Source organism: Streptomyces sp. NBC_01294 (assembly GCF_035917235.1).
Taxonomy (GTDB): domain Bacteria; phylum Actinomycetota; class Actinomycetes; order Streptomycetales; family Streptomycetaceae; genus Streptomyces; species Streptomyces caledonius.
On sequence record NZ_CP108423.1, the window covers coordinates 928,416 to 953,113 of the forward strand.

The 24,698-nt window shown below is 73.2% G+C and carries 20 protein-coding genes and 2 pseudogenes; 13 read left to right on the forward strand and 9 right to left on the reverse strand.

Annotation, left to right across the window (positions count from 1 at the left end):
• Positions 1–105 precede the first annotated feature (105 nt).
• Positions 106–561: a GNAT family N-acetyltransferase gene (locus tag OG534_RS04525; RefSeq protein ID WP_326586769.1), complete on the forward strand. Its 456-nt coding sequence runs from the start codon at positions 106–108 to the stop codon at positions 559–561.
• 78 nt (positions 562–639) lie between these two features.
• On the opposite strand, the gene OG534_RS04530 is transcribed toward OG534_RS04525, so the two are convergent.
• The 3 genes from OG534_RS04530 to OG534_RS04540 all read right to left on the reverse strand — a co-directional run bounded on the left by OG534_RS04530 (position 640) and on the right by OG534_RS04540 (position 3,330).
• A complete protein-coding gene (locus tag OG534_RS04530) occupies positions 640–1,047 on the reverse strand; it encodes a hypothetical protein (RefSeq protein WP_326586770.1) in 408 nt (135 codons plus the stop codon).
• A 151-nt stretch (positions 1,048–1,198) separates the two neighbouring features.
• Positions 1,199–2,527 carry an FAD-dependent oxidoreductase gene (locus OG534_RS04535; protein ID WP_326586771.1) on the reverse strand — a complete coding sequence of 443 codons (1,329 nt, stop codon included), beginning with the start codon at positions 2,525–2,527 and terminating at the stop codon, positions 1,199–1,201.
• Positions 2,528–2,628: 101 nt separating this feature from the next.
• On the reverse strand, positions 2,629–3,330 hold the full coding sequence (locus OG534_RS04540; protein ID WP_326586772.1) for a hypothetical protein: 702 nt from the start codon (positions 3,328–3,330) through the stop codon (positions 2,629–2,631).
• A gap of 14 nt (positions 3,331–3,344) precedes the next feature.
• On the opposite strand from OG534_RS04540, the pseudogene OG534_RS04545 reads away from it, so the two are divergent.
• Positions 3,345–3,557 (forward strand): annotated as a pseudogene (locus OG534_RS04545) (hypothetical protein); the annotation flags it as partial.
• Positions 3,558–3,661: 104 nt separating this feature from the next.
• On the opposite strand, the gene OG534_RS04550 reads toward OG534_RS04545, so the two are convergent.
• Positions 3,662–6,382: a DUF6777 domain-containing protein gene (locus tag OG534_RS04550; RefSeq protein ID WP_326586773.1), complete on the reverse strand. Its 2,721-nt coding sequence runs from the start codon at positions 6,380–6,382 to the stop codon at positions 3,662–3,664.
• Between the two features lie 551 nt (positions 6,383–6,933).
• A complete protein-coding gene (locus OG534_RS04555; protein WP_326586774.1) occupies positions 6,934–8,004 on the reverse strand; it encodes a ferritin-like domain-containing protein in 1,071 nt (356 codons plus the stop codon).
• A gap of 502 nt (positions 8,005–8,506) precedes the next feature.
• Between OG534_RS04555 and OG534_RS04560 the strand changes: the two genes are divergently transcribed.
• The 4 genes from OG534_RS04560 (at position 8,507) to OG534_RS04575 (ending at position 13,055) form a co-directional block, all read left to right on the forward strand.
• Positions 8,507–9,586 (forward strand): hypothetical protein, encoded by a 1,080-nt coding sequence (locus tag OG534_RS04560; protein WP_326586775.1) that lies wholly within the window; start codon positions 8,507–8,509, stop codon positions 9,584–9,586.
• 242 nt (positions 9,587–9,828) lie between these two features.
• A complete protein-coding gene (locus OG534_RS04565) occupies positions 9,829–11,637 on the forward strand; it encodes an Ig-like domain-containing protein (protein WP_326586776.1) in 1,809 nt (602 codons plus the stop codon).
• A gap of 176 nt (positions 11,638–11,813) precedes the next feature.
• Complete coding sequence (locus OG534_RS04570; RefSeq protein WP_326586777.1) at positions 11,814–12,647, forward strand: hypothetical protein; 834 nt, start codon at positions 11,814–11,816, stop codon at positions 12,645–12,647.
• 9 nt (positions 12,648–12,656) lie between these two features.
• A complete protein-coding gene (locus OG534_RS04575) occupies positions 12,657–13,055 on the forward strand; it encodes a TOBE domain-containing protein (RefSeq protein ID WP_326586778.1) in 399 nt (132 codons plus the stop codon).
• Between the two features lie 16 nt (positions 13,056–13,071).
• Here the strand turns inward: OG534_RS04575 and OG534_RS04580 are convergent, their stop codons facing one another.
• Positions 13,072–14,541 (reverse strand): PucR family transcriptional regulator, encoded by a 1,470-nt coding sequence (locus OG534_RS04580; protein ID WP_326586779.1) that lies wholly within the window; start codon positions 14,539–14,541, stop codon positions 13,072–13,074.
• A 303-nt stretch (positions 14,542–14,844) separates the two neighbouring features.
• On the opposite strand from OG534_RS04580, the gene OG534_RS04585 reads away from it, so the two are divergent.
• From OG534_RS04585 to OG534_RS04595, 3 genes and pseudogenes are all read left to right on the forward strand, one after another.
• Positions 14,845–15,669 (forward strand): FAD binding domain-containing protein, encoded by an 825-nt coding sequence (locus OG534_RS04585; protein ID WP_326586780.1) that lies wholly within the window; start codon positions 14,845–14,847, stop codon positions 15,667–15,669.
• Positions 15,666–16,157: pseudogene (locus OG534_RS04590) on the forward strand ((2Fe-2S)-binding protein); the annotation flags it as partial. The gene OG534_RS04585 and the pseudogene OG534_RS04590, both read left to right, overlap by 4 nt.
• Positions 16,158–16,285: 128 nt before the next feature.
• Positions 16,286–16,714: a molybdopterin-dependent oxidoreductase gene (locus OG534_RS04595; protein WP_326586781.1), complete on the forward strand. Its 429-nt coding sequence runs from the start codon at positions 16,286–16,288 to the stop codon at positions 16,712–16,714.
• Between the two features lie 7 nt (positions 16,715–16,721).
• Here the strand turns inward: OG534_RS04595 and OG534_RS04600 are convergent, their stop codons facing one another.
• Complete coding sequence (locus tag OG534_RS04600) at positions 16,722–17,141, reverse strand: TOBE domain-containing protein (protein WP_326586782.1); 420 nt, start codon at positions 17,139–17,141, stop codon at positions 16,722–16,724.
• Positions 17,142–17,421: 280 nt separating this feature from the next.
• Between OG534_RS04600 and OG534_RS04605 the strand changes: the two genes are divergently transcribed.
• Genes OG534_RS04605 through OG534_RS04615 form a run of 3 tightly spaced genes read left to right on the forward strand, consistent with a single transcriptional unit; the run spans position 17,422 to position 19,672 of the window.
• Positions 17,422–18,057, forward strand: coding sequence for an ATP-binding cassette domain-containing protein (locus OG534_RS04605; protein ID WP_326586783.1), 636 nt, complete (start codon positions 17,422–17,424; stop codon positions 18,055–18,057).
• A complete protein-coding gene (locus OG534_RS04610; protein ID WP_326586784.1) occupies positions 18,054–18,920 on the forward strand; it encodes a metal ABC transporter permease in 867 nt (288 codons plus the stop codon). The genes OG534_RS04605 and OG534_RS04610 overlap by 4 nt, the downstream gene beginning before the upstream one ends.
• Positions 18,878–19,672 (forward strand): metal ABC transporter solute-binding protein, Zn/Mn family, encoded by a 795-nt coding sequence (locus OG534_RS04615; protein WP_326586785.1) that lies wholly within the window; start codon positions 18,878–18,880, stop codon positions 19,670–19,672. The genes OG534_RS04610 and OG534_RS04615 overlap by 43 nt, the downstream gene beginning before the upstream one ends.
• 81 nt (positions 19,673–19,753) lie before the next feature.
• On the opposite strand, the gene OG534_RS04620 is transcribed toward OG534_RS04615, so the two are convergent.
• Together OG534_RS04620 and OG534_RS04625 are read right to left on the reverse strand one after the other, a co-directional pair.
• Positions 19,754–21,454, reverse strand: a complete 1,701-nt coding sequence (locus tag OG534_RS04620) for a class I adenylate-forming enzyme family protein (RefSeq protein WP_326586786.1) — start codon at positions 21,452–21,454, stop codon at positions 19,754–19,756.
• Positions 21,451–23,337 (reverse strand): CoA transferase, encoded by a 1,887-nt coding sequence (locus OG534_RS04625; RefSeq protein ID WP_326586787.1) that lies wholly within the window; start codon positions 23,335–23,337, stop codon positions 21,451–21,453. Before OG534_RS04625 ends, OG534_RS04620 begins: the two co-directional genes overlap by 4 nt.
• Before the next feature lie 128 nt (positions 23,338–23,465).
• Between OG534_RS04625 and OG534_RS04630 the strand changes: the two genes are divergently transcribed.
• Positions 23,466–24,677 (forward strand): acyl-CoA dehydrogenase family protein, encoded by a 1,212-nt coding sequence (locus tag OG534_RS04630; RefSeq protein WP_326586788.1) that lies wholly within the window; start codon positions 23,466–23,468, stop codon positions 24,675–24,677.
• Positions 24,678–24,698: the final 21 nt, after the last annotated feature.

Below are 24,698 nucleotides of genomic sequence, written 5' to 3' on the forward strand. Positions count from 1 at the left end.
CGCTCCGACGGCCCGCGTTTCGACACGGCGGCAGCTGCCACGCCCGCCGGGCTCCAGCATGATCGATTCTCCACCCACACCCTTTCGATCCCGGGAGTCCTGCCCATGTCCGACATCACCGTGCGTGCCGTACAGGCCGGGGACTTCGCGCAGTGGCGCGCCCTCTACCGCGGTTACGCCGACTTCTACCAGGTGGAGCAGACCGAGGAAGCGGCCGCCACGGTGTGGTCGTGGGTGACCGACCCCGCGCACGAGGTCAGCGCGCTGGTCGCCGAGGACACCGAGGGCCGGCTCCTCGGCCTCGCCCACTACCGCCCGTTCGCCCGGCCGCTCTCCGCGACGGTCGGCTGCTTCCTCGACGACCTGTTCGTGGCTCCGGAGCACCGTGGTTCGGGCGCCGCCGACCTGCTGCTCGGCGCGCTGCGCGAACTCGCCGCCGAGCGGGGCTGGAGCGTGATCCGCTGGATCACCGCCGACGACAACCACCGGGCGCGGGCGAAGTACGACCAGGTGGCCACGCGGACAATGTGGGTCACCTACGACATGACACCCGCCCGCTGACCATCTGGCCCATCTGCCCCTCGGGCAACGTCGAACCGCTCCGGTGCCGCGAGGGCATGGGTCAGGCGTCCGCCGGGATCAGTTCCACTGGTAGACCTTGGACGCCATCTTGCCGCTCTCGTCGGTGTCGAACTCGAACACGCCGGCGGTCCCCGCCAGCTCCGCGAACCTCGGGGCCCCGGTCTCGTAGAAGATCGAGCCGCGCCAGTGCACGCCGCCGGAATCGTCGAAGTGGCCGACGCCCTGGCCACGCCACGTGACGGTGTCGCCCTCCCGGGTCATGATGATGCCCTGGCCTTCACCGTAGAGCGACCCGTCGGGCCGCATGACCGACTCGTACGTCCCCCTGTCGGTCACAGCCGCACTCATCAGCGTCCCCGTCGCCTGGAAGGAAACCTCCATCGCGGGGTGCAGGCCGTCGTCCGTGTGCAGGACCCTCATTCCGGTGGTCTGTCCCTGTTCGTCACCGAGCAGATCGCCGAGCATGATCGGACTCCTCTCGGAAGCCCCCGAGTATCTGATGTGCCATGTGCCCGTGCCTCCGGACTACGCCGGGCGGCGGGTTCCGTCAAGCCGGGCCCCCTGCCGTGCGACGGGCGGGTACCGGGGCTCGCGGCTGCCCCTTCACCCGCCCCACTCAGTGCGCGGAGCGCAGGACCCGTAGGAGGAAGGGCGGAGTGAGCAGCCATTCGGGACGCCGGACCAGGCCCGCGACCTCGCCGAAGCGGATGCCGACCGCGTCGTCGTGCTGGGCGGCGAGGACGACGCGCTGCATGTAGCGGTTGAGCAGATCGGTTCCCGCGGGCTTCGGTCCCGTGGTGCCCGCGTACGCGAAGTCCCCGCCGGCGGCGAGGGACCAGGGGGCGGCCACCGTGCGTGCGGCGGCGCCGAAGTACCGGCGGGCGAAGGCCAGGTCGAGCGCCCTCGTGTGGTCGAGGCATGCGCCGAGCGCCGCCGCCTGCTGGGCGGCGGACGTCATGCCCTGTCCGTAGACGGGGTTGCAGGAGGCGATGGCGTCGCCGAGCATCACCCAGCCCAGCGGGAAGCGGCGCATCCGGTCCAGGTGGCGGCGCTGGTTCGACGGGAACCGGTGGGCCACCGGGTCGGCGAGCGGTTCCGAGGTGGCCATGAGGTCCGCGATGACCTGCGACTCCAGGCTGCGGGCGAAGGCCAGCCGCCCCTCGTCGTCGGTCGGCGGCACCTCGCCGTTGACGCCCACCAGCAGGATGATCCATCGGCCGTGCTCCAGCGGCAGGGCCATCGCGAGCCGCCGGCTGTCGGGGCTGCCGATCACCGCCGCGGCCTTCCAGTCCCGCGCCGTGGTCTCCTCGCGACGGTGGAGGCGGCTCGCGTAGTGGGTGTCGACGGTGACCACGGACAGGGGCGGCGGCCCGTACCCGAGTTCCTTGAGCCAGCCCAGGCTCCTCGCCTGACGCCCCGTGGCATCGACGATCAGATCGCACCGGACGGGCGGCTGCCCGGCCAGGCGGACCCCGGCGATTCGCGTGCCCGTACCGTCGGGGACCAGCCCCTCCACTGCGGTCCGGTCGCGCAGGGTGACGCACGGAATCCGGGCCAGGCGCCGTCGCACCGTCGCCTCGAGGAGCGGCCGGGACATCATCGGGCCGCGGAGGGCGGAAGGCGGGCTGGTCAGCGCACCGCCGCCCTGGTGCCAGTAGAAGTCGCGGCAGACGTCGAGCTCGACGGCTCCGCCCTCGTAAAGCTCCTCGGTGATGCCCGGGAACCACTCCTCCAGCAACTGCGCGCCCGCGTGGAGCAGGAGGTGGGGCTGGCGCCCCTGCGGTACCTGCGCACGCCACCGGTCCTCGTCCGGCAGGATGTCGCGGTCGATCACCACGACCTCGTCGAATCGGTCCGACAGGACGCGCGCCGCACACAGCCCGGCCATGCTCGCGCCGGCCACGACCGCCGTCTGTGCCACGCGGCGGGGTACACCACGGGTCATCCGGACTCCTACGGAGCGGCCCCCGATCCGCCCCTTCCGATTCTCCCACCGGCAGGAGGAACCTTCCCGTCTGCTTCGGGCGCGGGCTTGCGGCGGCGGCTTCAGGCGACGACGCGCAGGCGGGTGACGCCCGGGTCTAGTGCGCCGCGGACGTGGCCGTTCGGCGCGGCCGCGGTGTGCTGGAGGAAGCGGACGGTCTCGGCGGTGATGACCTCGCCCGGCAGGACGTTGGGGATGCCGGGTGGGTACGCGGCCAGGGTGTCGGCGGAGATCCGTCCGATGTTCTCCACGGCGGGCAGCACCCGGGCCGGGCTCAGGAAGGCCTCGCGCACGGTCATCCGGGAGGGCCCGGGTTCCGGCAGGGACAGTCGTACCGGCTCTTCGCGGTCGGCCTCGGCCGGCGTCGGCGTGGGCGTCGGCGTCGGCGTCGGCGTCGGCGTCGGCGTCGGCGTCGGCGGGAGGGTGTGCAGGGCCTCGATGAACCGGTCGCAGTCCGGCTCCGATCCGGCTCCGACCACCGCGACGATCGCCGCGTCGGTGGCGACTTCGACCATGATCTGGTGGTCGCGGTGGAGCAGCCGCCGGGCCTCGTGGCCGGGGACGCCTCCGGCCCGGGTGTCGATCGCGATGCGCAGCGGATCGGCCGCCACGATGTCCGGGAAGCGGTCGAAGCCGTCGCTGACGACGGCGAAGCGGCCGAGGGCGCGGATCCGTCCACGGATCTTGTCGGCGGCTTCGACGCTGCCTCCGACGGCGTCGGCCCCGGCCACCAAGGCCATCCGCGCGAGGTCGAGGGAGGCCATGAGGAGCCGTCTACAACCTTCGTTCCCAGGCAGTGATGCGCCGGATCGGCATGACCCGAGACCCGGCCGACGACTTCGAGGATCCGAGCGTGCCAGAAGGACCGCTTCGCCAGTGTGTGCTGTACCGGCCCCCCGCAGAGATGCGCACGGCCTACACCGCGCGGCAGGACGCGACCCTCGGCACGGCCCCCACACTCCACGAGCGGGCGGCCCCGACCCCTCGTTGATCGCGTAACTGTCTGGGTTCTGGGCAACTGCGAGGTCTTGGCCCGGGCCTTGATCCGGATGATTACCGGGGCCCGGGGCCTGGGTTCGGCCTGATGCCGGGGGCTTAGCCGGACTTGCCGCCAGAGCCCTTCACGGCGCCTTGGTCCGACGCATTGCCAGAGTCCTGGTCTGGATCCCGGCCCGGCGAGTTGCCCGGCTCGTGCGCAGGATCATGGCCCGGCTCCTGACCCGGCTTGGTACCGGGGCCAGTTCCGGGGCTCTGACCCGAGCCCTTCCCGGGCCCTTGGTCCGGCTTGGTGCCGGGGTCTTGGCCCGGGTCCTGACCCGACTTGTCACCGGAGCCCTTCCCCGGATCCTGCCCCGGCGCATGGCCAGGATCCTGACCCGGTCCCTGATCCGGCTGATTGCCCGAGCCCTTGCCGGTGTCCTGGCCCGGCTTGCCACCGGAGCCCTTCCCCGGATCCTGACCGGGCTCATTGCCCGGCTTGGTACCAGAGCCACTCCCGGGATTCTGGCCCGAGCCATTCCCCGGACCTTGATCCGGCCTACTACCCGGGTCCTGGCCCGGCGCGCCACCAGAATCCTTCCCCGAGTCCTGACCTGGCTTGCCACCGGAGCCCTTCCCAGGGTCCTGACCGGGCTCGTTGCCCGGCTTGGTACCAGAGTCACTCCCCGGAGGCTGGCCTGAGCCCTTCCCCGGACCTTGATCCGGCTTACCACCAGGGTCCTGGCCCGGGTTTTGACCCGGCTTACCACCGGGGTCTTCCCCCGTGCCCTGGCCAGGCTTACTGCCCGGGTCCTGACCGGGCTCATTGCCCGGCTTGGTGCCAGGGTCACTCCCAGGGGGCTGGCCCGAGTCCTGCCCAGGGCCTTGGTCGGGCTTGCCACCGGAGCCCTTTCCGGGGTCTTGACCAGGCTCGTTGCCCGGCTTGCCACCAGAGTCCTTCCCCGGGTCCTGGCCCGGCTTGCTGCCAGGATCGTTGCCCGAGCCCTTCCCCGGACCTTGATCCGGCTTGGTACCAGAGTCACTTCCCGGAGGCTGGCCTGAGCCCTTCCCCGGACCTTGATCCGGCTGATTGCCGGGGTCTTGGCCCTGCTTACTACCCGAGTCCTTCCCCGGACCTTCGTCCGGCTTGCCACCGGAGTCCTCCCCCGGGCCCTGGCCAGGCTTACGGCCAGGGTCCTTGCCCGGGTCCTCACCGGGTTCGCTGCCCGGCTTGGTGCCAGAGTCACTCCCAGGAGGCCGGCCCGAGTCCTTCCCCGGGTCCTGACCCGGCTTACTACCCGAGTCCTGCCCAGGGTCTTGACCCGGCTTACTACCCGAGTCCTGCCCAGGGTCCTGTCCCGGCTTACTACCCGAGTCCTGCCCAGGGTCCTGTCCCGGCTTACTACCCGAGTCCTGCCCCGGGTCCTGTCCCGGCTTACTACCCGAGTCCTTCCCCGGACCTTCGTCCGGCTTGGCGCCAGGGTCCTGGCCCGGGTCCTGACCGGGCTCGCTGCCCGGCTTGGTGCCAGAGTCACTCCCAGGAGGCCGGCCCGAGTCCTTCCCCGGGTCCTGACCCGGCTTACTACCCGAGTCCTTCCCCGGACCCTCGTCCGGCTTGTCGCCAGGATCCTGGCCCGGGTCCTGACCGGGCTCGCTGCCCGGCTTGGTGCCAGAGTCACTCCCAGGAGGCCGGCCCGAGTCCTTCCCCGGGTCCTGACCCGGCTTACTACCCGAGTCCTGCCCCGGACCCTCGTCCGGCTTGTCGCCAGGGGCCTGGACCGGCTTGTCGCCGGAGCCCTTCCCGGGGTCTTGACCCGGCTTGTCGCCGGGGGCCTTGCCCGGGCCTTGGTACGGATTGGCTCCGGGGTCCTGGCCTGGGTCCTGAGCGGGCTTTTCGCCGGAGCCCTTCCCGGGGTCCTGGCCGGGCTTGGCGCCAGGGGCCTTGCCCGGGCCTTGGTCCGGATTGGTGCCGGGGGCGTTGCCCGGGGGTTGGCCGGGGGGCGTGCCCGGGTGCTTTCCCTTGTCCCCGGTCTTGTCGTGCTCCCCGTGCTCCTCCCCGTCGGGGGGCTTCTCCGCTGATTCCGGCTGGGGCGACGGCAGGGACGGGTACGGCGCGTCGGGCGTGTGGCCCTTCGGCGGGGGGATCGCCTGGTCGTTCTTGCCCTGCGCGTCGCCGCTCGGGCGGGCGTACCAGTCCTTGCGGTCCTGGTCGAACATCGCGACGGCCTTCACCGGCTTCTCGGCGGGTGTGACCGCAACGCGGTCGGAGGACTCGAACGACGGCCACGCCGTGCCGCTGTACGCCTGATTGCCCTGGACGGCGACGGGCGGGGAAAGGGGGTTGCCGCAGGCGCAGCGGACCCGGGGGACGCCGCGGTCGTCGACCAGGACGGACGTGCCGGCCTGCAGGACCGCCTGGTTGCTGGTGGGCGCGCCGTTCCTGTACCCGTAGTTGGTGACCCGGGTGTCCCAGCCCAGCCGGACGGGCGTCAGAGACCGCAGGTAGGAAGGGATGTCGGCCTGCCGGACGCGCAGAGGGGCGGCGAAGGCTTTCCCCTTGTCCGCGTGCCGCACGAGGAACCCGATCTGCTTCTCGACGTCGCAGCTCGCGACGTTCCGCGTGCCCCCGTACAGACCCGGGTGCGCACCGTTGACCTCGATCGTGCGCTCGCCGCTCGTGGCGGGCGGGACCACGGCGGCCTCGGACTCCGTCGCCGTGACCGTCGAAGGGGTGAACGGATCGGGGCCGGCCGACGAGGCTGCCTGGAGGAAGACCTCGCCGCCGGCAGCCCGCTCCCCGCCCATGATGGTGAAGCCGATGACCGCGGCCGTCGCCATGACCACCGCGGTGCTCGCGCTCAGCAGGGTCCTGCGCGACCGCCATCCGGAAGCCGACCCTCGGCGGCGGCCAGGCTCGTCCGGCTTGCCGCTGCCGGCCGGCGGACCCGGGGGTCCGGACCGGGGCGGAGGCGCTGGTGGCGGAGGAGGGGGCGGTGGGGGCGAAGGCTGCTCGTTCGTCGGCCGATCGGACAGCGGACCGGCCGGGGGGCCGGTGGGGCGCTCGGACGGAGGGGGGAAGGAAGTCACGACACTCTCCCCCCGCCGCAGGACATCGGGCGATCAACTGTGATGCGCATGCTCTGGCTCCCTATCGCAACCATGGCCTCCACGTCTCAGAGGCGGAACCAGTGGAGGTTCCGCTCCCGCGAGAAAGGGTGAAGAGGGAGGCGGGCGGACAGCCCGTCCCTTCACGAGTCGACGCGGGTGGGGCCACTTGCTGTGCGTGAGCCCACGTCTTGAGTAAGCCCCCGACCTCGGTACACGTCATGATGCGAATGTTCGGGACTTGACAGACGAACGCGGCCGCGCCGACCGCCGGAAGTGGTGTCTCAGGCGTCGACGTACCGGAATTCCGGGCCGTAGGTCCTGCCGCTGCCGTCCGGCAGCTGTCGCTCCATCAGCATCCGCGCCGGGCCCTCGAGCTCGAACATCTGGCCCACCGCCTCGGTCAGCAGATCGTCCGCCTCGGCCGGGAAATCCGTCTGCCAGGCCGATTCGAGGAACCTCAGCATCTGGCTGTACGCGCGGTTGACGTCGCCGAGCCGGCGCCTGGTGTCGGCGTCGAGCGGGCCCGCCGCCTCCCAGCCGCCGAGCGGGACGGTGGCCATGGGATGGGCCGCCGGCATCGGGATGTCCTCGCCGGCGAACGCCCACGTCTCCGGGGCCTCCGAGGTCTTGATGAGCTTGCGGCCGAGGAAGAGCTCCCGGAAGACGTAGTAGTGGGCGAGTTCGCCGTCCTCCCCGGGGTGGGGGTTCGCCGGTGACCCGGACGTGCCTTCGCCCTGCTCCTTGATGATGCCGATGGCCTTCTCGACGGCCGCGAGCGAGGTGAGCGGCTCGATGCTGTTGCCCGTGCCGTGGTGAGCCATGCGCCGTTTCAGCTGCCGGGCGCCGGTGATCAGGCCCTCGTGCTGCCGGAACACGGCGAGGGCCGCCGTGTAGAAGGCCCCGATCGAGGTGTGCGTCGCGCCCTCGGCGTCCGCGACCGGGGCGTCGGGTTCCTCGATGCGCGCGTACAGGTCCAGCGACTCCTTCGTCAGCCCGCTCAGGAAGACGGACAGCTCCGGGCGTACGCCGCCGGGCAGCGGGCCGGGGTACTTCGGCACCGTGCGCTCGTCGGCGAGGCGGGGAACTCCCCCGATGGTGGTGAGCAGGTTGCAGGCGAGGCCCAGGTGCGACATCTCGTCGAAGACGATCCGCCGTATCGCCTCGGCCGCGACCCCGTCCTCGGAGGGGTCCTTGATCGACCACAGACCGCACAAGTAGGGCGGAAGCGTGGCGAGTTCCAGCATGATGGCTTGCTGCAGCGCGTCCTTCAGCCAGTCCGCACCGCGGCCTTCGGCCGGCTCGGCCATCAATTCGACGATCCTGTTGCTGCGGTATGCGAGAAGCGTGGTCACGAAGGATCCCCTTCCGTGCGCCTTCCTTCCGGTGCCCGGTGAACCGGCGCCAGGTGTGAACAGGCACCCGGTGCACAGGCACCCGGTGGCCGGCGGCGGGCCGTGGTCCCGCGCAGCAAGCAGCCGGGAAGGTGGAGCCGAGGTGGACATCTGCCTCCCCCGGAGTGCGTTCGAGAGCACGGCCGAGCCGGGCAGGCGCCTTCCACGCTACGTCACCGGACCGCCGCCGGCTCGTCGGACCGCACCCTTTCACCCGCTACCGGCGAGTACAGCATCTGCTAGGTGAAATCACGGAATCCGCCTTACTTGCAGGCTTATCTGACTGATACATTCCGCAAGCGCAACTCGCACACCCATCACGTCACGGCGGTCCACGACCTGGTCGACGCCGTGCCGAACACCTCGGTCAGACCGAAGTCCTGAGAACCACGACGGATGCGTCGGAGCCCGTGCGGCCGTGGCCGCCTCCAAGCCGAGATCCACCTCCGAAAGGGACAAGTTGATGAGGAAGATGCTTCTGCGGCGTACCGCCGCGGGGAAGGCGCTGGTCGTGGGCGCCCTGCTGGCCCTGGCCGTACCGGGAATCGCGTACGCCAACACAGTCGGCGTGACGGTGAAGACCCCGGGCGCCACCATGGGGCCCGGCTCCGCCTTCTCCGAGATATCGACCAACGCGGCCTGTAGCAGCGGCCTGATCTCCGGTGGCGGGATCAACCAGGCCATCGGCACCGGCACCTCGTCCAACGGCAACAAGATCAACGGCACCTCGCCGAGCCCCGACGGCAGCACCGAGTACACCGGCTCCACCGGCGTGGTCGGCACCGACGTGACGTACTGGCTCGGCATCGGCGGCAGCGGGGGCGCGGTGAACGCCTCCTTCTCCAGCACCCCGTACGCGATGTGCTTCACCAGCAACCTGATCAACCGCACCCAGGTGGTCATGAACAAGATCGCCGGACCCACCACCAGCGGGACGGTGGGCCTGGTCACAGCGACCTGCCCGGCCAACACCCGGCTGATCGGCGGTGGCGCCCGCATCACCCCGGCCAGCGTCGGCAGCCTCAAGCCGATCGCCGGCTTCCCCACCTTCAACGACTCCGCCCACGGCTTCGGCCAGAAGGCCGCGGCCGACGGCGAGACCAACCCCGACTCCTGGAGCGCGGTCGGCTGGAACGGAGGCGGCGGCAACAGCAACAACACCACGTACGCCTACGCGATCTGCAGCGGCAACGGCATCAACGTCAGCGGCGCCACCGTCAAGGTCCGCCACAGCGAGGTGAGCGGCCCGACCGCGGCCACCAGCGGCCAGACCGTCACGGTCGGCTGCGACGGCGGGGACGGCAAGCTGGTCAGTGGCGGCGCCGCCATCAGCGGGGGCAACGTCACGACCACCAACTTCACCGGACCCGGCTCCGTCGGCGACCACCTCAACGGCAGCTACCCCAGTAACTCCGGCGGCACCCCGGTCGGTGACGGAACCACCACCGCCGCCTACTGGACGGCCTTCACCCACACCGGCGGGGGCAGCTCGCCGAACACCTACTCCGACGCCTGGGCGCTCTGCGCCGACGACGGTGTCTGAGACGGACGTCTGAGCAGGCCGTCCGAGCCGGACCGCTGACCCCGAAGCGGCCGGCGGCGACGTCCGAGCCCGAAGCGTCCGAGCCACCGGCAGCCGGCAGCCGCTGTCCGCAGGCGGGCCCATCCGGAACCGGTCCGGGCCCGCCTGCGCAGTGCCCGTCCCGCCCCGGCCCCGCTCCACGGGGCCGAGGGGCGGCGCATCCCATCCCCTTCCAAGTACCCTCGTTTGGACCCTCGTTGACCATGTTTCGTTCCAAGACAGCGATGGCGGCCGGTGTGACCGGCCTCCTGGCAGCCGTACTCACGGCCGTTCCCGCGACCGCCGAACAGGCGCCCGCCGCATCACCGTGCGGCGCCGGCGGCACCTTCACCGCCTCACCCCCCACCTGCGCCTACACCGCGGTGGGCACGGACACCTTCACCGTTCCCGAGGGCGTGAGCGCAGCCACCGTCGACGTGTTCGGAGCCGAGGGCGGCAGCGCGGCCGGCTTCGTCACCCCCAACCCCCCGAACGAAGGCGCGCCCGGCGGCCTCGGCGGCGAGACCCGCGCGACCCTCGCGGTGAGCGCCGGCCAACACCTCCAGATCACGGTGGGCGGCGCCGGCAGCTCCGGCAGTTCACGGCGCGGCGAGTACGCCCGGCCCGGCGGTACCGGCCACGGGGCCGGCGGCGGCGGTTCGCACGGCGGGGGCGGCTCCGGCGGCGGCGCCACCGACGTCCGCGTCGACGCCTTCGGCCCGGCGGACCGGGTCGTGGTCGCGGGCGGCGGTGGGGGCGCGGGCAACGGCGGGCCCCTGCTGCGCGGCGGCCACGGCGGCGGCCCCGCCGGTGAGCCCGGCGGCCAGGGCGGCGGAGGCGAGGGTTCCGGAGTCGCCGGCGGCGGCGCGACCCAGACGGCCCACGGGACCGGCAGCCCCAACTCGCGCCTCGGCGGCCCCGGAATCCCCGGCAGCGACATCGACCCCAACACCGGGCAGCCCAACCCGGGCAGCGGTGGCCCCGGCGGCAACGGCGCCCGCGGGGGCAACGGCGGCGGAGGCGGCGGAGGCGGCTACTTCGGCGGCGGCGGTGGCTCCGGCGGCGGGAACCCCGACAACCTCTACGGCGCCGGCGGCGGAGGCGGCAGCGGTTTCGCGGCGGCCACGGCCTCCGATGTCGCCCTCCTCCCGGGCGTCAACCGCGGCAACGGCAAGGCGATCGTCTCGTTCCGGTACGGGTCCACGCTCGCGGTGGCCGCCGACACGGCCACACCGCTGTTCGGCCACGCCGTCACCCTGACCGCCACCGCCGCCTCGGCGAATCCGACCGCGGGCACCCCGGGCGGGACGGTCACGTTCTTCGACGGGACGACCCCGCTGGGGACCGTGCCGCTCGACGCCGGACAGGCCCGGCTGCGCACCGGCTCGCTCCAGCCCGGCTCCCACTCGATCACCGCGACGTACGGCGGGGACGCACGGCACACCCCGAGCGCGACGGCGGCACCGTCCGACGTCACGGTCGGCTTCAGCCTGCCCTGCATCACGACGGCCCGGCACGGCGCCCTGACCGTGGCCGCCGGAGAGGCGCTCTGCATCGCCTCCGGCGGCAGCCAGACCGGGCCGGTCACCGTGGCTCCGGGAGGCGCCCTGGCCCTCTCGGACGCCCGTGTCACGGGACCCGTGTCCGCCGAGGGTGCTCTCGCCCTCACCGTCTGCCGGTCGCACCTCACCGGCCCGGTCTCCGTCACGCGAAGCACCGGCCCCGTCCTGATCGGATCGGACCGTGAGGCGACGGCCTGCGCCGGCAACACGTTCCAGGGACCGCTGACCCTCGAAGGCAACACCGGCGGTCTCCAGGCCTCGGGCAACACGATCACCGGCCCGGTGAGGATCAACGACAACAGCAACGGCACCAGCGGCGGCAGCGGCCTGCCGGGCGAGGAGAGCGTCCCGGCGTTCCGGGCCAACCAAGTCACCGGACCGCTGCGCTGCGAGGGCAACGCGCCGTCACTGGTCCACGCGGGCACCGTCGTGCAGGGGCCCCGCACCGGCCAGTGCCGCCAGACGCCGTAGCGATCGCCAGGGATCGTCACGGATCCTCAGGGGTCCGTGGCACCGGTGGCGAGCGGTAGACCGGTACGAGCACCCGGGACCCCTGGTCCCGGGTGCCTCGACGTCCGCCGGCGTCCGCCCCGGCCGCCGCCGCACGTCGATTGGCCGGTCATCCGGCGCCCGCGCACGATGGAAGGGTGCGGACCAAGGCGGACGGCACGGCCACCGGCCCGGTGGCCGGGTTCCTGGAGAACCCGGTCGTCGGGATGGCGCCGTGGATCCTGTTCTCCCTGCTGGTCGGGCCGGGACGGTTCGAGATCGCGGTCGGCGTCGCCCTGGCGGCGGTCGTCACCCTGATCGTGCTGAGCCGCCTGGTCAACCGGGGCACTTCCTGGAAGCTGCTGGAACTGGCCGACGTGGTGTTCTTCGCCGCGCTGGCCGTCATCGGGGCCCTGGCGAGCGAAGGCACCCTGCGCTGGCTGGAGACGTACGCGGGCGAGGTCGCGAACGTCACCCTCGCCGTGATCGCCTTCGGTTCCATGGCCGTGGGGATGCCCTTCACCATCCAGTACGCACGCGAGCAGGTCGATCCGGCCCTCTGGCACACGCCCGGCTTCGTCCGCACCAACTACGTGATCACGGGGGTGTGGGGGCTCGCCTTCCTGGTGGCGGCCCTGGCCGGCGCCTACGGGGACCTGGTCCTGCACAACCCGAACAACATCTGGACCGGCTGGATCATCCAGATCCTGGCCATCGTCGCGGCCCTGAAGTTCACCGTCTGGTATCCGGATGTCGTCCGAGCCCGCGCCACCCGGGAGGCGACCGGGCAGGGCCCCGAACCGCCCCGACTGGCCGGGCTGTTGCTGCCCCTGGCCGGGTTGCTGGTGCCGATCGGGATCGCCGTCCTGATCTTCGACGACATGTGGTGGCTCGGCGTCGCCCTGATCGTCGCGGGCTCGCTCCTGACGAAGTCGCTGCAGTCGCAGAACCGGGCCGCCCCGGACCCGCCTGAGGCCCGCGGCACCCCTTAGGCTGCGGGCGTGCCGTCGTACTCCATGGGGCAGGCCGCCCAGATGCTCCGCGTGAGCCCCGAGACCGTCCGCCGCTGGGCCGAGACCGGACGTCTGGCCGCGGTCCGCGCCGCGGACGGGGCCCGGGCCGTCGACGGCGTGGTCCTCGCCGCCTTCGCCAAGGAACGTGCCGCCGGGCTGCACCCCGTACCGGCGGGCGCCGCCGTCACCTCCGTACGGAACTCCTTCGCCGGGATCGTCACCGCCGTGCGGCTCGACGACGTGGCGGCCCAGGTCGAGATCCAGTCGGGTCCGCACCGCGTGGTGTCCGTGGTGACCAGGGAGTCGGTCGAGGCGCTCGGCATCACGGTCGGGGCGACCGTCACGGCCCGGGTGAAGTCCACCGACGTCCACATCGACCTGACGTAGCCGGGCCGGTGGTCCGTCACCCGCAGCGCAGCGCCGCGTACAGGTCCAGCTTGTGGTCGAGGCGGGACAGGTCCCGGCCCGTCAGGACCTCGACCCGCTCGATCCGGTAGTGCACGGTGTTCACGTGCAGGTGGAGCGCCTCCGCCGTGCGCGCCCAGGAGCAGTTGTTCGCCAGGAAGACCTCCAGGGTCTCCCGCAGCATCCCGTCCCCGAGCGCCCCCAGGATCCGCGTCCCGAACACCGCCCGCACCTCCGGCGGGACCCCCGCCATCAGCTCCGCGAGGGTGTCCACCTGCTCGACGGCGCGCACCGGCGCCGCCTCGTCCGCCGCGGTCAGGGCGAACCGGGCCTGGCTGAGCGAGGCGCGCAGCCCCTCCGCGCCCTCGGCCCGCGCCCCGACGCCCAGCCGGAGGTCCGCCTCGGGGCCCCCGCACTGCTGGAGCAGCGGCCACACCGCGCGGAGCCGGCCCGTCGCCTCGATGCCGGCGGCGGGGTCCTCGTACAGCACGGCCACCGACCGCCCGACCGCGTACGAGGCGTTCTCCAGGTGCCCGAGCCCCTCCGCCAGGGCGTCGCCCGAGGTGGCCACCAGGACCCGGTACGGCCCGCCCGGGGGCAGTCCGGCCGCGGCGAGCGCCTCCTCCAGCGCTCCCGTGTCGGCCGGGGCGGAGCCCGTCGAGGTCCCCTCCAGCAGGCCGATCAGCTCCTGTCCGGCCGCGCGGTCCGCGGCGAGCCGGCGCGCCTGCCCGCCCCGGCACTGGGCGAGCACCTCGGCGATCTCGTGGAGCACCCGCGGAGGCGCCGCGTCCGGGTCGGGCACGTGCAGCTGCCAGGCGTCGTACGGGGAGCTCTCGGCCTCGATCCGCAGCCAGACCCCGCCCCGCGCCGAGGCGGTCGACAGCCGCGGGGCGGGGAGCGCGGGGGCCGACGGCGTACGGGCCACCGTGCGGCCACTGGCGGTGAGCAGGTAGCAGGACACCTTGCCCAGGTGCGCGCAGGCCCGGTCCAGCAGTTCGGCGGGGCCGGCCCCGCCCTCCACAAGCCGGCGAAGTTCGGCGCGCACGTTCTCGGGCAGGGCGAAGAGCCGGGTCGGGCGGCGGCTCAGGTCGCCCCACTGACGCAGGTACACCGCCTCGGTCACCGCCCGGAAGCTGGTCCGGGCGGGGACGGCCACGATCGGCACCCGGTGGGCCCGGCAGGCGGCCACCAGTTCGTCGGGGACCCTGCCGTGGGTCTCCTCCCCGGCCAGCAGGGCGGTGGCCCCGGCCTCGGCGAGGGCGGTGACGAAACGGTCGGCCTTCGCCGCGTCGCCCTCCGACCACCACACCAGACCGCTCAGGACGAGCTCGCCGGGCCCCAGGAACCGGCCGGGCTCCTCCAGGTCGGTGGCCGTGACCCCGACGACCTCCTGGCCGAGAAGTGTCTCCTCGCCCCAGAGCAGGCTGAGGCCGAGGCTGTCGAGCTGGAGCAGGTCGAGGACGTGCATGGCGGGGACTCCTTGCGGTGGGCGATGACCCACATTCGCGAGGTGAATAGAGGCTGACTCATCGTAAATGCTAGGTGAAGCACCTTGTGAGCCTCTTGGTTGATTCTCCAGGGCGGGGGTGGCCGAGCTCGTCCGATTCCGTGTCCGGGACCAGTCGTCCCGCCCCGCCTCCCGTTGCTTCACTGGCGGAAACCCCCCGGGTGTTCCCTCTCGGCCCGGAACCGCCGGGTCCGCCGGCACCGCAGGAACCGCCGGAGCGGCCGAGCGGCCGAGGGCCGGGGCCGGAAAGGCTGGTGGCACGCATTGGATCTCAACACGGTGCTCGACGTGCGCGACGCGCGCCGTCGCGAGCCCTGGCGTCCCGGTGACGCCTGGCTGGGCGGCGGCACGTACCTCTTCTCCGAGCCGCAGCCGCACATCCGCCGCCTGGTCGACCTCTCCCGGATGGGCTGGCCGCCGCTGTCCTGGCAGCCCGACGGCTCCCTCGACATCGCGGCGACCTGCACCATCACCGAGCTCTCGCGGTTCGCCCGGACCCTGCCGACCACAGCGGCCCCGCTCTTCGAGCAGTGCTGCCGGGCCTTCCTCGCCAGCTTCAAGATCTGGAACATGGCGACCGTCGGCGGGAACCTCTGCAACAACCTGCCCGCCGGCCCGATGATCTCCCTCACCGCCGCCCTCGACGGCACGGTCCTCCTCCAGGGCCAGGACGGCGCCACCCGCCGCCTCCCGGTCACCGACTTCATCCGCGGCGCCGGAGTCAAGGACCTCCGCGACGGGGAGCTGCTCCGGTCCGTGCGCCTGCCCCCGCGCACGCTGGACTCCCGTACAGCCTTCCGGCAAGCCTCCCTCTACGGCCTCGGGCGCTCCGGCGCCCTCGTGATCGGCGCCTGCGACCCCGCGGACGGCTCCCTCGCCGTCACGGTCACCGCCGCCACCACCCGCCCCTTCCGCTTCTGGTCCGCGCTGCCGCCCACCGCCGCCGAACTGCGCGCGGCGATCGACGCCGCCGTCCGGCCCGCCGAGTGGTTCGACGACATCCACGGACTGCCCGACTGGCGGCGGCACATGGCGCTGCGCCTGGCCGAGGAGATCCGCCGCGAGCTCTCACCCGAGGAACACCGATGACGTACGAGATCGAGATCAACCGGCAGCGGTTCGAGGACGAGCCGCGGGCCGGCCAGTGCCTGCGCACGTACCTGCGCGAGCGCGGCTGGTTCGGCGTGAAGAAGGGCTGTGACCAGGGGGACTGCGGCGCCTGCACCGTCCACGTCGACGGGCAGCCGGTGCACAGCTGCCTCTACCCGGCCGTACGGGCCGAGGGCCGATCCGTCACCACCGTCGAGGGCCTCGCCCGCCCGGGCGGCGAACTCCACCCGGTCCAGCGGCAGTTCCTCGACGCGCAGGGCTTCCAGTGCGGCTTCTGCACGGCGGGCTTCCTGATGACGACCGCAGCCCTCCAGGCGGAGGAGGGCACCGCCCACGACGACGGCAAGCTGGACGACCTCCCGCGCGCCTTCAAGGGCAACATCTGCCGCTGCACCGGGTACCGCGCCATCGAGGGCGCCGTGCACGGGGTCAAGCACACCGAGCGCCCCTGCGCCGGCCAGGCCGTGGTGTGGCGGAAAATGCAAGCCGATGATGCGGAAGTGATGCCCACATGCGAGTTACATGGTGAGATAAAGATGGCAGATACGTTTCCGGAATGAAGAAGTCTGGGCATCGGACTCGTATGGCCAAACTCATGCTGCACGGAGACCTCGACCACCCGGCGACCCTCAGCGTCGCGGACCTGCGGGAATGGGAACAGCACCGCACGGAGGTGGTGTTCGACTGCGCCACCAACGGCCCGCAGCACCACGTGTTCGAAGGGGCGCTGTTGCGCGACGTGGTCGCGGGCGCCGGTCCGGCCTTCGACGCGCGGCGCCGCAAGGACCGCTCGCGGTTCCTGCTCGCGGTCAGCGGCGGGGACGGACACCACGCCGTCCTCGCCTGGGCCGAGCTGGACGTGGACTTCGGCGACAGCCCGGTGCTGCTGGCCACCCGTCTCGACGGGGAGGAGCTCGACGAGGCGGGGGCGCAGCTGGTGGTCCCCTCGGACCGGTGCGGGGCGCGCTATGTCAGCGCGGTCACCCACGTGTGGTTCGGCGCCCTGGCGACGCCGGGGATCTGAGCGCGGATCAGGCGGTGGCGAGGGAGATCTCGGTCGACTTGATCAGCGCCACGACGGAGGAGCCGGCGGCCAGGCCCAGCGCCTCGACCGCGTCGGCGGTGATGGCCGCGGTCAGGCCACCGCCGTTCACGTCCACCTTGACGGAGGCCATGGCGGGGCCGGTGGCCACGTCGGCGACGGTCCCCGGGATCTGGTTGCGGATCGACAGCCCCTCGACGGGGCCGGTGGCCAGGGCCACCTCGGTGGCCTTGACGAGCGCCTTGACCGCGGAGCCGGTGGCGAGGCCCAGGTCCTTGACGGCGTCGGCGGTGATCGCTGCGGTGATCTCCTGGCCCCCCTCCAGCCGGACCTTGACCGCCGCCATGGCCTCGCCGACGGTGACGGCGGTGACGGTGCCTGCGATCTGGTTGCGGATGCTGAGACTCATGAAACGTCGACCTCTTACGTGGACGCGGCGCGCGGCCGGAAGGGAACCGCACAGGACCGACCGTAGGACGCCTTGATCCGGTTCGCGGTCACCCCCTCGCATCTGCCCACCGGAACCACCCGCCCGGCTGGCCCTTGCCGCACCAACCGCGTCGACCGGCCGGCCACGACGGAAACGGTCCGGGATCGCGGGAACCCCGGACGCCCCGCATCCGACTACTGCCGCGTGGGAGACGGAGCCTCGTCTTCCCACACAGCCGAGGACGATCGAGGGGCGTGTGATGGGCGGGCTGGATGTGCGCATGCGGAAGGTCGTCTGCCGTCATGGCCGGGTGGAGGCCGTCGCCGACGTGGATCTGGAGATCGCCGCCGGTGAACGCGTGGCGCTGACCGGGACCAACGGCTCGGGCAAGACGACGCTGCTGCGTGCCGTACTGGGCCTGCACCGCCAGACCACGGGCTCGATCCTCGTCGGCGGCCGGGAGGGCCGTTCGCCCGCCGAGTGGGCCTGGCGGCGGCGTGCCTGCGCCTGGATCCCGCAGAAGCCGGCCGCCGGCCGGTTCCCCCTGCTCGGCGCCGAGCTGCTGGCCGCCAGCAACGCTCCGGCGGAGGCGGCCGAAGCCGCGGACCGGCTGGGGGTGGGACCGCTCGTAGGGCGGCCCCTGCACACCCTCTCCGGTGGCCAGTTGCAGCGGATGTACCTGGCCCGGGCCATCGGATGCGTCGCCGCGGGAGCCGAACTGCTCCTGGCCGACGAGCCGACGGCCGCGCTCGACTTCGACGGGCAGTCGGAGGCCGCGGACGTCCTGACCTCCCTGCCGGTGACGCTCATCGTGGTGACCCACGACCGGGGTCTCGCGGACCGCTGCGACCGCGTCCTGGAGATGGCCGCGGGCCGGCTGCGGGAGGTCCGGTGACCCTGGCCACCGCCGACCTCGCCGAACTCCTGTCGCTGCTGCCCGTGCAACGGGCCGCCGTGGCCCTGCTGCTGGCCGCGATCGGGCTGCCGGTCATCGGAGTGGTCATCGTCGGGCTCGACATCATGCCGGTCCGGTTCGCGATGATGCACGTCGCCCTGCTGGGCATCGCCGTCGGGCTGCTCACCGGGCTCGACCCCATGCTGTGCGCGCTGGTGGCGTGCGCGCTGGCCGGTGCGGGCGTGGCCCCGCTCGCCCGCACCCCGGACGGCCTGTCGGGGGCGATGGGCCTGCTGATGAGTCTGGCCATCGCGGCCGCACTGCTCCTGCTGGCCGTGTCGGGGGTCAACGCCTCCGGCGCCTTCGCCCTGTTGTGGGGGTCGATCCTGTCCGTCGGCACCGCCGACCTCGTCGTGCTGGGCGGGCTGGCCGTCGTCGTACCCGGCCTGTTCTGGTGGCGGCGGCGCGAGATCGGCCTGCTGCTGTACGACCGCGAGCTCGCCCTGTGTTCCGGGGTCCCGGTGCGGGCCCTGACGGCCGTACTTCTGGTCCTGGTCGCCATCGCGGTCGCCGGGGCGATCAAACTCACCGGCGCGCTGCTCGTGGACGCCCTGACCCTGCTGCCCGCACTCGCCGCACGCCGCCTGGGCAGCTCACTGAAGTCGATCACCTTCTGGGCGGTCGGCATCGGCGTCGCGGTGAACCTGACGGGGTTCCTCCTGGCCCTGTGGCTGGACTGGCCGCCCGGCCCGGTCCTCGTCCTGACCGCGGGGGCGCTGGTCCTCGCGGTCCACTTCATACCCGAACGGAGAATCAGCTCATGGCGCGCACCCGCGTCCGTATCCCTTCCCTCCTCGCACTGAGCGCGGCCCTCTTCCTGACCGCTGCCTGCGGGAACGATGCCTCGTCCGACGACGCCAGGCCCCAGCACGACGGGAAGCCGGTCGTGGTCGTCACCACCACGTGGGAGGGCGCCTTCGCGAAGGCCGCAGGCGCCGAGGACGTGAAGGTCATCGTGCCGCAGTCCGTCCACCACGCCCCCGACTACGACCCCAAGCCGTCGGACCTCGCCGCCGTGGCCAAGGCCGACTTCGTGCTGTACGCGCCCTTCGAGCCGTACGCCGCGAAGATCAAGGAGGCCGCGGGCTCCAAGGCGAAGCTGGTCGAGGTGAACCTCGACAACGACCCCGACAAGGTGGCGGCCGAAGTCGCCCGGCTGGGCGGGCTCTTCGGCACCGAGACCGCCGCCGCGCAGTGGAAGACCGGCTTCGACACCGAGTACGCGAAGCTGAACAAGGAGCTCCAGGCCGGCTGGCCCGGCGGCCGGAGCCCGTCCGTCGTGACCCAGGTCTTCACCGCCTGGTCGGCGAAGCTCGCCGGCGCCACCACGGTGGGCACGTACGGGCCCGAGGCGGTGACCCCGGCGCAGCTCGCCGAACTCTCCGGGAAGAAGCCGGCGCTGGTGCTGGACAACGCGCACATGTCCACCGGCACCGTGCTGCCCGACTCCGGCGCCAAGCAGGTGAAGATCGTCAACTACCCGGGTGAGGACCTGGATCTGCTGGCGGTCTACCGCAACGCCGCAGCCGAGCTGAAGAAGGCCATGGGCGCCTGAGGACAACGGAACAAGGGACAACAGGACAACAGGACAAAGGACAACGGGGCCCGGCGGCATCCAGCCGCCGGACCCCGTTCCTCATCCCGCCTGGGCCAGCGGGGCCGCGGCGGCCGTCGTGTCCTGGGGCCGCGGGCGGTGTTCGGCCAGCCGTTCCCGCAGGGCCGCCCGGTCCGGTTTGCCGGCCGCCGTCAGCGGCAGTTCCGCGACCACGAGGAGCCGCTCGGGGTGCTTGCGCCGCTCCAGCCCGCGCCGCGTCAGGTGTTCGCCGAGGGAGGCGAGGGTGGGCGGCTGCCCGCCCCGTGCCACCACGCAGGCCGCCAGCCGCTCCCCCATCATCGGGTCGGGGACGCCGACGCAGGCCACGTCGCGCACCTGGGGGTGCGCGGTGAGTTCGCGCTCGACCTCCGCCGGGCTGATGTTGGCGCCGCCGCGGATGACGATGTCCTTGAGGCGGCCGACGACGTGCAGGACGCTGTCGGAGTCGAGATAGCCGAGGTCGCCGGTACGGACCCAGCCGTCGGGCGTGCGGTACCGGGCGTCGAGCTCGGGGGCGCCGACGTAGCACAGCGGGGTCATCGGGCCCCGCGAGATGATCTCGCCGATCGCGCCGTCGGGCAGCGGATCGTGCGTCTCGGGGTCGGCGATCCGGATCTCGGCGACCCGGGGGTCGGGGTGGCCGGCGACGACGCCGGAGCCGTCGGTGGGCGGCACCGTGTTGCCCAGCCCGGTGTGGCAGTTGACGCCGTCGGCGGAGCCGTAGAGGTTGACGACGGAACAGCCGAAGGCCTGCGCCGCGGCGGCCGCGGTGGTCTCGTCGAGCGGCGCCCCGCCGAGGACCAGCGCGGTGGGCGCGGGCAGTTGCTCCCCGCCCTCCGCGTCGAGGCGTTCGAGCATCATGCGGACCATGGTGGGCACGCCGAGGACGTGCGTGGGCCGGTGTTCGCGTACCGCCGCGATCGCGGCTTCCGGAGTGAAGTGGTCGAGCAGGACGAGGGTGCCACCGTGCCGGGCGAGGGTGACGGCGGTCCCGTTGGACCCGAAGGCGGAGGCCAGCGGGACGAGGAAGAGGCAGCGCGGCGGGGTCCGGTCCGGGATGAGGGAGGCCAGGAAGTTCCCGCGCCCGCCGGCCAGCGCGTTGTGCGAGTACGCGATCATCTTGGGCTCGGCCTCGGAGCCGGAGGAGACGAGGATGCGTGCGGCGCTGTCGGGGTCGGGGCGGGCGGGGACGAAGCCACTGGGGTCGGAGCGCAGGAGCTCCTTGAGGAGAATCGTTCCTTCCGGCGCTGCTCCGCGCCCCGCGGCGATGACGTGGCGCAGCCTCGGGAGTGATCCCGCGAGCGTGCGCAGGTCGGCCGCGTGCCGGAACTCGCGGTGCTCGGTCGCCGCGATGACGGCGACGGCCCCGGCGCGGCGCAGCAGGCACTCGGCCTCCAGGACGCCCCGGCCCACCGGGAACGGGAGCGCGATCGCGCCGAGCGCGGCCAGCGCCAGATCGGCGATGACGGCGTTGCGGTCGTTCGGGAGTTGCACGCCGACCACGTCCCCCGGGCGGATCCCGAGTTCCCTGAGGCCGGTCGCCAGACATCGCACCTTGCGGTCCAGCGCGGTGTAGCAGAGCTTGCCCTTGGCGTCGAGGACGGCCGTCCGGTGCAGATCGGCGATCTGGCGGGCCCGGAAGAGGCTGTAGAGGTCGAGGTCGGGGCAGGTGCCGTCGACCACCCAGGCGCGGCGGAGTTCGGCGGGCAGCAGGTCGTGCAGGACGGGGCTGTCGGCGGTCATGCGAAGCTCCAGGGGTCGGGGACTGCGGGGGCGCCGTGCGCGTCGCGGCTGATCGAGCCGGTGAAACGCGGATCGTGGTGCAGGTCGGACAGCTCGGTGGTGACGGCCGTCGCGGTCAGTCCGCGCCCGTGCAGCCGGGACAGGGCCTCGCTCGTGGACAGGCCGCGCAGGTCGTGCGCGGCCGCGGCGCGGGCGTCGGCGTCGGCGGGCGCGATCCAGCCGTCCGCCGTCGGCAGCGGGCGCCGGAATCCGGCCGGCCGCCGGGGGTTCTCCCCGCGGGCCGCCCGGCGCAGGGCGGGGGCGGTCAGCGTGTCGGCCGCGCCGAGCAGGGAGGAGTCCACCCGTACGCCGTGGCCGGTGCGTTCGCGCAGCAGGAGTCCGGCGAGGACGGCCTCGGCGCCGAGCAGTCCGCCGAGCACGTCGAGCAGGGTCATCAGCGAGGGGGCCGGGGGCTCGCCCTCGGGGCGGACGGCCTCGCCGACGCCCGTGCGCGCCTGGACCATGAAGTCCGTGCCCATGGGGGCGTCGTGGAGCCGGTCCGCCCAACCGCTGGTGTACGCGTAGACGAGCGCGGGATTGACCCGTGCGAGGTCGTCGGCGTCGAGGCCGAGCGCGGCGGCCTTGCCGGGCGCCCAGTTGTGCAGGAAGACGTCCGACTGCGCCGCCAGCTCCCGCAGCCGCCGGCGGTCCGCCTCCACCTTGATGTCGATCTCGACGGCCCGCTTGCCTCGGTTGAGGGCGAGCCAGCGGGCCGAGACCCCGGAACAGGCCGGGGGCATGCCGCGCAGGGGGTCGCCGCCCGGCGGTTCGATGCGGATGACGTCGGCGCCGAGGCGCCCGAGCAGGTGGGCGGCGAGCGGCGCCTGGATGCGGCGGCCCGCCTCCAGCACCGTCAGCCCGGCCAGCGGTCCGCCGGACGGCGGCCCGTCGGGGAGCGGCCCGTGCGGCGGTGGTCCGCCGGGCAGCGGGAGGGGTCCACGGGACGGCGGTCTGCCGAACGGTGATCTGGCGAGTGGCGGTCCGTCGGGCAGCGGGCCCGGCCTGCCGGTCATCGGCCCGGCGGCCGACGGGGTCAGGGACCAGGGGGCGGCCCCGTCGTGCTCCGCGGCCCGCCCCCCGAGCGTGCGCAGGGCGCACACTTCGGCGCCGGAGGCGGCCGCGGCCCGGCGGATCCGCTCCCAGCCGTGGCTCCGGGCCGTGGTGTGCAGGGCCGCCGGGAAGGGGGCGCAGGCGGTGGCGTAGCGGAACTGGAAGGGCCGCCAGCCGGACCGCATGGCGTCGGCGGGTGCCTCCAGTGCCCGCCAGAAGTCGGCCCAGGCCCCCGGATCGAGCGTCTCCAGCTCGAAGAGGACGCCGTCGGCGGAGGTGAACGGGGGTCCACCTGAGGAGAGTTCTGCGGCTTCGCCCTCGTCGGCCCCGGCGGCGGCGAGGTACTGGGAGACCGCGAGCAGGCCCGCCCGGTCCGCGCCGGTGGTGACCGGGGAAGCGGCGCGGCCTCGGGCCTGGCCCACCAGGTCGGCGAGCAGCCCCTGCACCGTCAGGACGGCGGTGGCCGTCGCCGCGTAGTCGACCGCCAGGCCGCGCGGGTCGCCGTCCCGTCGGCCGTGCACGGCCATGATGCCGGTGGCGGCCTGCACCGTGGCCTCGTCGGCGAGCCCGCTCGCGGGATCCGCCCAGGTGGCGATCGCGTGCGCCGGTTCGAAGCCGCCGCCCGTGAGCGTGGTGCCGCCGTCGGACGCGTCCCCCGGGCCGGGGCGGTCCGTCCGTGCGCCGAACAGCCGCAGGTGCTCGGCGACGACGCCCGTGATCTGCGGGGGGCCCGAGACGTCGAAGCGCAGTGTGTCGAGCGGCCGGACCGTCCGCGTGATGGCTGGTGACGCCATGCCTCTCCTCTCCTGGCGCGGCGGTGGCCGGCGCCCGGGTCTTGCGGAACGCGGGAACCCGGGAGCGTTCGCACCCGACCAGTTCCACGGACAGACAGTCGGTCGGCCGTTCCCGCGAGTTCCCGGGAATGAGGAGGAACACAGTGGAAGATCCATGCAGGGGATACGAGTTGAGGGATCAGGTCGCCCGGTTCGTCCGCATGCGGGTGGTCCCCCGGGAGGCGGTGCTGGACGGGGGCGGGCCCGCCGCGGCCGAAGTGCTGACCGCGCTGCGGAGCGAGGCCCGGTACGCGGGCCTCTGGGCACTGCCCCTCCCTGTGGAACTGGGCGGCGGCGGGCTGCCCTTCCGTGCCTACGCCGAGCTGGCCGAGGCCGAGGGCGCCAGCGACCACGGTCCGGCCGCGCTGGGGTCCGCCCCGCTGCTCGACGTCACGATGCTGGCGCGGTACGGAGGACCCGGGGTCCGCGAGGCGTACCTGAAGCCGCTCGTCGCCGGGGACATCCGGACGTGTTACGCCATGACCGAGCCGGACGTGCCCGGCACCGACCCGTTCCGGACCGGCACCCGGGCCGAGCGCCTCCCGGACGGCAGCTGGGTCGTCACCGGCCGCAAGTGGTTCACCTCCGGGGCGGCGGGCGCCGATCTGGTGACCGTCATGGCCCGCACCTCCGGGGCCCCCGGCGACCGCGAGGGGCTGTCGCTGCTGCTCGTGCCGACCGCCTCCGCCGGCTTCCGCGTCGTACGCGAACTCCCCGTGCTCGGTGCGGTGGGCCAGTACGAGATCGCGTTCGACCGGGTCCGCGTCCCGGCCGACCACCTCCTCGGTGAGCCGGGCGACGCTCCGGCCATCGCCGGTGAGCGGCTGCAGCTGGGCCGTACCCTGCGCTGCCTGCGCTGGCTCGGCCAGGCCCAGCGCGCCTTCGACCTCATGTGCGCGAGGGCCGCCGGCCACAGCGGCTCCCGCGGGCCGCTCGCCGACCAGCAGCTGATCCAGAGCCACGTGTTCGACGCCCTGCTCGCGCTGCGCACCACCCGCCCGCTCGTCCACGAGGCGGTGGCCCTGATCGACTCCGGGCAGGACGCGCGTACGGAGGTGGGGCTCGCCAAGGTCGCCGCCGCCCGCATGCTCCAGCAGGTCACCGACTCCGCCATCCAGGTCCACGGAGCCGCCGGCCTCGGCCCGGACACCCCGCTGCCCGCGCTCTTCCGCACGGGACGCGCCGCCCGCATCCTCGACGGCCCGGACGAGCTGCACATCACCTCGGTGGCCCGCCGCGTCCTGCGCGCATACGGCCGGACGCCCGTTCCCCCGTCCTGCCCGGGCGCCACGCACGGATGAGCCCGCGCCGCCCGGTGCGCC